Annotated in this window: 6 protein-coding genes; all 6 read left to right on the forward strand. The window is 21.1% G+C overall.

The genetic code is table 11. The features are described 5' to 3' along the window. Position 1 precedes the first annotated feature (1 nt). The 6 genes from KHD59_RS02110 (at position 2) to KHD59_RS02135 (ending at position 8,304) form a co-directional block, all read left to right on the forward strand. Positions 2 to 319, forward strand: coding sequence for an effector protein (locus KHD59_RS02110; RefSeq protein ID WP_238120333.1), 318 nt, complete (start codon positions 2 to 4; stop codon positions 317 to 319). Between the two features lie 1,763 nt (positions 320 to 2,082). Beyond that, entirely contained in the window at positions 2,083 to 2,823 is a 741-nt protein-coding gene (locus KHD59_RS02115; RefSeq protein ID WP_215419692.1) for a hypothetical protein, read from the forward strand. A 57-nt stretch (positions 2,824 to 2,880) separates the two neighbouring features. Beyond that, positions 2,881 to 3,732 (forward strand): ribosome biogenesis GTPase YlqF, encoded by an 852-nt coding sequence (gene ylqF / locus KHD59_RS02120; RefSeq protein ID WP_215419691.1) that lies wholly within the window; start codon positions 2,881 to 2,883, stop codon positions 3,730 to 3,732. Between the two features lie 88 nt (positions 3,733 to 3,820). Beyond that, a complete protein-coding gene (gene topA / locus KHD59_RS02125) occupies positions 3,821 to 5,800 on the forward strand; it encodes a type I DNA topoisomerase (protein WP_215419690.1) in 1,980 nt (659 codons plus the stop codon). Positions 5,801 to 5,889: 89 nt separating this feature from the next. Then, a complete protein-coding gene (gene ftsY / locus KHD59_RS02130; RefSeq protein ID WP_215419689.1) occupies positions 5,890 to 6,846 on the forward strand; it encodes a signal recognition particle-docking protein FtsY in 957 nt (318 codons plus the stop codon). A gap of 87 nt (positions 6,847 to 6,933) precedes the next feature. Then, positions 6,934 to 8,304: a signal recognition particle protein gene (locus KHD59_RS02135; RefSeq protein ID WP_215419688.1), complete on the forward strand. Its 1,371-nt coding sequence runs from the start codon at positions 6,934 to 6,936 to the stop codon at positions 8,302 to 8,304. The last annotated feature ends 107 nt before the right edge of the window (positions 8,305 to 8,411 follow it).

Raw genomic sequence — 8,411 nt, forward strand, 5'->3', positions numbered from 1 at the left:
TATTTTTTTAGGATTATTATTTATAAATAATAACAAAAATAATAAAAAATTATATGCTTTACCTGGAATAGATTTAAATATAAGACAACAACAACTTGAAGAGGAAAGAAACCGTTTACTTATATCATTCAATAATATTTTTAATAATATGGATTTAAATTCTTCAACACGTTTAAGAATGATGAGGGAAGTTGCCGAAAGTATGAATTGTACATTGGATGATCTCCAAAGGATAAATCAACAAATTTTGATGCGTGATCAATATCATCTACAAAACCAAAATAACCGAAATCAACAAAATAATAATAGAAGAAATTAAAACAATTCGAATTTAATAATCATAAACTTAAAGATCCCTCTTTCTCAGAGGGGATCTTTTTTTTATTTAATAACTAAATGAAGTTAAAATCTATGTTAATTAAAAAATCTTTAATCTTTATTTAGGAAAATATATTTTGTTCATTATTCAAAAAAATTTTTCAGAAAAAGTAATTAATCATAAAGATCAATACGTTAAATAACACAATCAAACTATGATATTAACATCTTTAAAAATATATTAATACTTCAAAAATTACGTCCCATTACAAGTTAAATCTTTTTGCGATTAATAGCAAAATATTTGGAATAACTTTTACTTCTGAATAATACACTGAAAAAAAGTAACAAAACTAAATCCTACATCACGCAGATTCTTTAAAAAACAATTAACCTAAATTTTCCTGATACCAATATTAATTAAATTTTACAACCAAATATGTTCCGACATATAAAAATTTATAATTAATGTTTTTTAAATTATTAAACTAAATAAAATTTTTTTATTTTAAATAATTAAAAAAATAAACATTTATATTAATAATAAATTTAAGCAAATATAAAATTTATAAAAATTATTCGAAATATCTAAGTTTTTTCAATTATTTTAATAAAAATATATTAAAAAATCTCAAATAAGAATAATATTTAAATATATTATTTGGGAGTTGGAAAAAATTTTTTTAAAGTATAACATAGATATTTAATAAAATATAAAACTAATTAATCACAAAAAATTTCATTTTTAAAATTAAAATCAAAAATTATTGATTTAAAATAATTTAACACTTAACAAAATTTAAAAATTTAAAACAGTTAAAACTAATAAATATTAAAATCAAATAAAGCGAAACTTAGAGTAGTCGTCAGCCTAATTTTAAAATTAAAATATCTTAAAAAACATAAAGAAGACAAAAGATAATAACCTTTATATGGCAAAAAGTTTTAAAGATATTTTAATAATATATTATACGTCGTTTTGTTGAAAAATTGCTTGTCCGGTTCTGCAGAGAAACTAACTTGACGGTAATATATAATGAAATAAATTACATTATTAAACTTCACTATTCTACTATATTATTATATTATTTTTTGATGTATTTAATAAAAATATTATTATATAATTGTTGATGGTTATACAAAGATATTCATAATTAAACTATTGCAAAAAAATAGTTTTAATTAAATTAAATTTCCCAAGGTAATATAAACAGTATAAAAATTTTAATTCATTGTTCATTGAATAAAAAATAATCAAATAATAAAGCAATCAAATAATATATTTTGAATATAATTTTGGATATCTATAACAAAAAGTTATTTGTTAAACTAAAATTATATATATAAAAAACACCTTAATCGACAAAAAATTTATATATTTATCAACAAATATTATCATTAAAAAATAATAATCAAAAAAATTTATCGCTTTATTTTTAAATTATGAAAAAATTTTATTCAATTAATAATTCAAATATTATTAAATATAAATTTTATTATGAATTACTTTGGATAAATAAATTTAAAATTACATATAACGTTTTATAAATAATTACGAAAAGCAACTAAGAATTAACTTCTTTAATAATATATGTTTTAAATAGTTTACTATTCATTAAAACCTAAGTTTAAAAAGTTAATTAATACATAATTATAATTAATATTTTATCATTAGTGATGTCAAAATTAAAGTTACATATATGGTACGCAAGTTATTTGCTAGAAAATATTCGATAATTAATAAATTTAAAAGGAAGTTTGAATATGTTTTTGGTTAATAATTTATGGAATCAATTGAAATTTTTTGGAATTTTTTTAGCTGGATTTGGTGCCGGAGGTATTACTTTTTCTCTGGTATATTTATTTTTTATTGTTAAAAATTTTAATAAAAATTTTAAAATTTCTTTTAATGAAACAGAAGATTTAGCAGAAAACGAAAAAGTTAATAAATTAATTAAAAAACATCAATTAACATTTTTAAATAAAACTCAAGAAAATCCCCAAAAATATATAGAAATATTGTTTCAAGAAATACAAAAATTAACTTTAGAAATAGCAACTATTTTTTATCCGAGGTCGACTTCTCCTTGTTTAGAGTTAAATCTCGGAGAAACTTTATTATTAATAGAATATTTGCATAAAAGAATTGATATTTTATTTCAAAATAAAATTTTATGCATTTTTAAACGTATGACTTTGCGACAAATTATGGTTTTAAAATATAAATTAATAAATAAAAAATATTTACAAAAAATTCAAAAAACTAATAAATTAATGAATTTTTTAAGTACTTCAGTTAATATAATTAATCCTTTTTATTGGGCTAAAAAATTGTTTTTACAACGTCTTTATCATATTTTATTAGATAAAATTGGTTTAGCTATTATTTTAATATCTGGCGAAGAAGTATATAAGGTTTATAGTAAAAAAATTTTTGTTCCTGATCAAGATTTGAAATTATATCTACAAAATTTAAAACAAGAATTAGATAAAAATAATAAATAATAAAATTTAATAATTATAATAATTATTATTTTATTAAAAAATAAGAAGAGTAAGATAATGCGTGAATTTTGTATTCAATGGTTTCCTGGTCATATGAAAAAAACCTTTAAAGAAATAGATCAATCTTTAAAAATGATTGATTTAATGTTAGTAATTTTAGATGCAAGAATACCTTATTCAAGTGTCAATTGGGAATTGTTAAAAACATTTAATAATAAGCCATTTTTATTGTTGTTAAATAAAATATCTTTAGCGGATATGTCTAAAATAAATATTTTTAAAAATTTTTTTGAAAAAAATAAAATACCGGTATTATGGATTGATGCTAAATCAAAAATTAATATTCATCAAATTAAACCCTATATATATAAAATTTTAAAAATAAAAAAACCCTTTTGGGAACATAAAATTTTAAAATTAATGATTACCGGTATCCCTAATGTGGGAAAATCAACATTAATTAATTGTTTAGCTAATAAAAAGATTGTTAAAACTGCGAATATACCAGGTATCACAAAACAAATGCAATGGATTAAAATAGATCAAAGAATTAAATTATTAGATACTCCTGGAGTTTTATATCATAAATTTAGTGATCCTTATATTGGATATAATTTAGCTATTTGCGGCTGCATTAAATCTACTTTATATCCGAAATTACCTATTGTAGAATATTTATTAACTTATCTTAAAAAACATTATTATCAAAATTTAAAAAAATGTTTCAAATTGGATGAACAAGAATTAGAATTACCTAATTTATGGTATAAAATAGCACAAAAAAATATTTATTTAACAAAAAATAATATTATTGATGAAAATAAAGTTTTAGATATGATTTTGTATAAAGTATCTAATGGTTTTATAGGTCCTGTTAATTTTGATTTAAATTTCTTTAATGTGATATAATTGCTTTAAAAGTTATGCAAGTAAATAATTTATAATAGAAAACTTCATTTTATAGATTTAATAATTTCTTTAAGGAGCATTTTTAACTATGAAGTCACAAGTAATTATTGTAGAATCACCTTCTAAAGCTAAAACTATCAGTAGTTTTTTTGATCATAAAATTTTAGTTTTATCTTCAAAAGGACATATACGTAATTTATCTTTAAAAGGTAATGATAATTTAGGTATTGATATTGATAATAATTTTAAACCTGATTATTGCATTATTAAAGGTAAAGAAAAGTTAGTTCAAAATTTAATTTCCAAAACTAAAGATAAACATGTATTTATAGCTACTGATTTTGATAGAGAAGGCGAAGCTATTGCATGGCATTTAGCTCAAGTTTTAAAATTAAAACCGTTAGATAAAAATAGAATTTTTTTTAGTGAAATCAATAAAAATGTTGTTATTAAAGCTTTTAATAATCCTGTAACGATTAATAAACGTTTAGTAGAATCACAAGAAACTCGACTTATTTTAGATAAAATAATTGGGTTTAAATTATCTTCTTTAGTTAGACGTATTCGTTCTAAATCGGCAGGGCGTGTTCAATCAGTAGCTTTAAAACTTGTTGCTGAACGCGAAAAAGAACATAATGATTTCATTCCCGAAGAATATTATTTAATTAAAGCTATTTTTGAAAATTTTACAGCTAATTTAATTATTAATCCCAAAAATCCTAAAATTAAACTTGAAGAAGCTAATCAAATTTTAAATCAGTTAAAAAATAAAAAATTTTATTTAAAAGATATAATAAAAACTAAAAATTTAAATAAACCTCCGAAGCCATTTATTACTGCTACTTTACAACAAGAATCTTTTAAATATTTAGGTATGAATGCTCGTAAAACTATGATCATTGCGCAAAAACTTTATGAAGGAGTTAAAATAGATCAGGAAATAATCGGATTAATTACTTATATGAGAACCGACTCTTATCGTATGTCCGAGGAATTTGTTGAAAATGCTCAAAGTTTTATTAGCGAAAAATTTGGTTCTTCTTACGTAAATGATATAAAATTAAAAAATTTATCTAAAAAACGTATAGAAGCTCATGAAGCTATTCGCATTACTGATATAAAAAAAACTCCTCAACAAATTAAGTCTTATTTAAATAAAGATGAATTTTCTTTATATAATTTAATTTATCAAAAAACTATATCTAGTTTAATGAGTGCAGCAGTTATTAATAAAACACAGTTTATTTTTGAAATCGAAAAATATTTATTTCAAGTTGAAGGTTATCAAATGATATTCGATGGTTATTTAAAAACTAGTGTTTATTCTAATTTTAAAGAAATATTATTACCTGATTGGCAAAAGCATCAATATTATTTACCTCAAAAAGTTATAGCTAAATCCCAAATGACTTTACCGCCGCCTCGTTATAACGAAGCTTCTTTAATTAAACATTTAGAAAATTTAAAAATAGGCAGACCTTCAACTTATTCTCACATTATTGAAACTTTAAAAAATAGATATTATGTAAATATTAAAGATAAGAAAATGATTTGTACTCAACGAGGATTAATGACGAATGAACTTTTAATAAAATTTTTTAATTCTTTTATTAATATCGAATATACAGCTTATATGGAAGAACAATTAGATAATATAGCTAATGGTCAAGTAGATAAAATAACTATTTTAAATAAATTTTATGATGATTTTATTAAATTATTTATAAATGCTAATAATAATATTAAAGTTATGAAAAATATTACAACACAAAAAAAATGTACTATTTGTGGAGATTTTATGGTAGAACGTTACAGTAAATATGGTGTCTTTTTAGGATGCAATGCTTATCCTAAGTGTAAAAATTCCGATATTGATCAAAAAAAATCTATAATTTTAACAAATCAAAATTGCTCCTCTTGTGGATCTTTAATGGCAGAAAGGAATGGGAAATATGGTAAATTTTTAGGTTGTAGCACTTATCCGAAGTGTAAACAAATTATCTCTTTTAATAAAAATAATAAATCAGAAAATAAAAAAGAAGAGAAAGAAAAATTATCTCAAAAATAAATTTATTATACAATTTAAATTGATATATTTATAGAGTTAATAATTTTATCTATTGCCATGGTATATAATTAAGAGGAAATAAATAAATTATGTTTAATTTTTTTAAAAAATTATTTAAAGAAAAAACTCAAAATAAAAAAAATTTTTTTGCAAATTTAAAAAATTTATCTGAAGAACAAATACCAGAATGGGTCCAAAGAATTAAATCACAAAATAAATTAACTGATAATTTATTAGATGAATTAAAGATTTTATTACTGAAATCAGATTTAGGTCTAGAATCCACTCAAAATTTAATGAATCAAATTCGCAAAAATATTTCATCAGATATTTTAGCTCAACCAAAATATTTTTTAAATTTTCTAAAAGAACAAATATTGCTATTCTATCAACAAAATAATAAAAGTAATAATAACGACAATATTTCAAAACAAAAACCACAAATTTATCTTTTTGTGGGAGTTAATGGTTCTGGCAAAACTACCACTATTGGAAAATTAGCTACTCAATTAGTTAAACAAAATAAAAAAGTTTTATTGATAGCAGCAGATACTTTTCGTACCGGAGCGATAGATCAATTAGAAAGTTGGAGTATAACTTCAAAAAGTAATTTTTTTTCAAAAAATAATAGTCAACCAGCAAGTGTCATTTTTGAAGGTTTGAAATATAGTAAAAATCAAGATTTTGATGTGATTTTATGTGATACTTCCGGAAGATTACAAAATAAAGATAATCTAATGCAAGAATTAGCTAAAATAGACAGAGTTATTAAAAAGTATAATACTCAAGCTCCTCACGAAACCTTTTTAATTTTAGACGCTATGACAGGCCAAGAAGCTTTAAAACAAGTGGAATCTTTTAGTCAAAAAATTCCGGTTACTGGTATTATTCTTACAAAATTTGATCATTTTTCTAAAGGAGGGTTAATTTTAGCAATTAAGCATTTATATCAATTAGAAACTAAATATATAGGTATTGGTGAATTACCAAATGATTTATTGAAATTTGATATTCAAAATTATGTTAATTGTTTATTTGACAATTAATAAAATTAAATATTATATATAATTAAAATTTATTATAAATAATATTTTTATTAATATAATATCAATAAATAAAAAAAGGAGTTATTAATGAATTTTTTAAGTAATAGTGTTCAAAAAATAATTGATAAAATCGGTAATAAAAAATATATTAAACAAGAAGATATTGATAATATCATGCAAGAGATTAATCCTGCTTTATTAAAAGCAGATGTTGATTATGAAGTAGTCATTAAATTTAATGAATTAATTAAACAACAAACTTTAAATATGGAAATCTTAAAAGGTTTAACCCCTCAACAACAAGTTATTAAAATAATTCAAAATACTTTAACTAATATTTTAGGTAGTCAACCTTTACCTTTAAATTTAAAAGATAATAAGTTAAATATTTTTATGTTAATAGGTATGAAGGGTAGCGGAAAAACAACTGTTGCAGGTAAATTAGCTTATTTTATATATAAAAAAAAGATTGATAAAATTTTGTTAATTGCAGCAGATTATCATAGACCTGGTGGAATTCAACAATTACAACAAATAGGGAAAAATATTAATATAGAAGTTTACACTAACAATGATACAAATGATGCATCAGAAGTTATTTTGCAAGGTATTAATTATGCAAAAAAAAATAATTTTCAAGCTGTTATTATAGATACTACCGGATTCTCTCCTGAAGATGAAATTAGTGTTAACAATTTAGCCTTAATTAAAAAAAATATTAAACCCGATGAAACTTTTATTGTTGTTGACGCTTTAGGAGGTCAACGAATATCAGGAAAAATTAAACAAATTAATGAAAAATTATCATTTACTGGAGTAATTATGACTAAAATGGATGCTAAAACTTCAGGAGGTTTAATTTTATCTATTAGATATATTACAAAATTAGCTATTCGTTTTATTTCAAGCTCAGAGCAACATAATGATGATAATTTTGAATTTTTTTATCCTGAAAGAATAGCTTCTCGAATTTTAGGTATGGGTGATTTATCTACTTTAATAGAAAATATAGAAAATAAAATAGATCCAAAACAAAATGCCGAATTAATAGATAAATTATTTCAAGACAATTATAATTATTATGATTTACAAAAACATTTAAATTTAATTAAAAAGATGGGATCTTTTCAAAAAATTTTAAATTTTATTCCTGGAATAGGTAATAAAATAACTAATTTAAATATTTTAGATAATAATATAATAGTTAAATTTGAAGCTATTATCCAAAGCATGACACATAAAGAAAGATTAAATCCGACATTACTGGCTAATAATAATCGTCGTCGTCATCGTATTAGCAAAGGTTCTGGTACAACTAATCAAGAAATTAATTTATTGATTGATTTTATCGAAAAACAAAAAAATTTAACAAAAAAAATAGATAATAAAAATTTGAATAAAGATTCTTCAATCACAGATTATCAAGATCTTATAAATAAATTTTTAGATTCACAATAAATAGTTTTTAATAGGGGAGTTAATAAAATTCTATGAAACATTTAATATTAGTAGATGGGCATGCACTTATTTTTCGTGCTTACTATGCTACCGCTTATAAACAAAAA

This window comes from Sesame phyllody phytoplasma, from assembly GCF_018390775.2.
Lineage (GTDB): Bacteria > Bacillota_I > Bacilli_A > Acholeplasmatales > Acholeplasmataceae > Phytoplasma > Phytoplasma australasiaticum.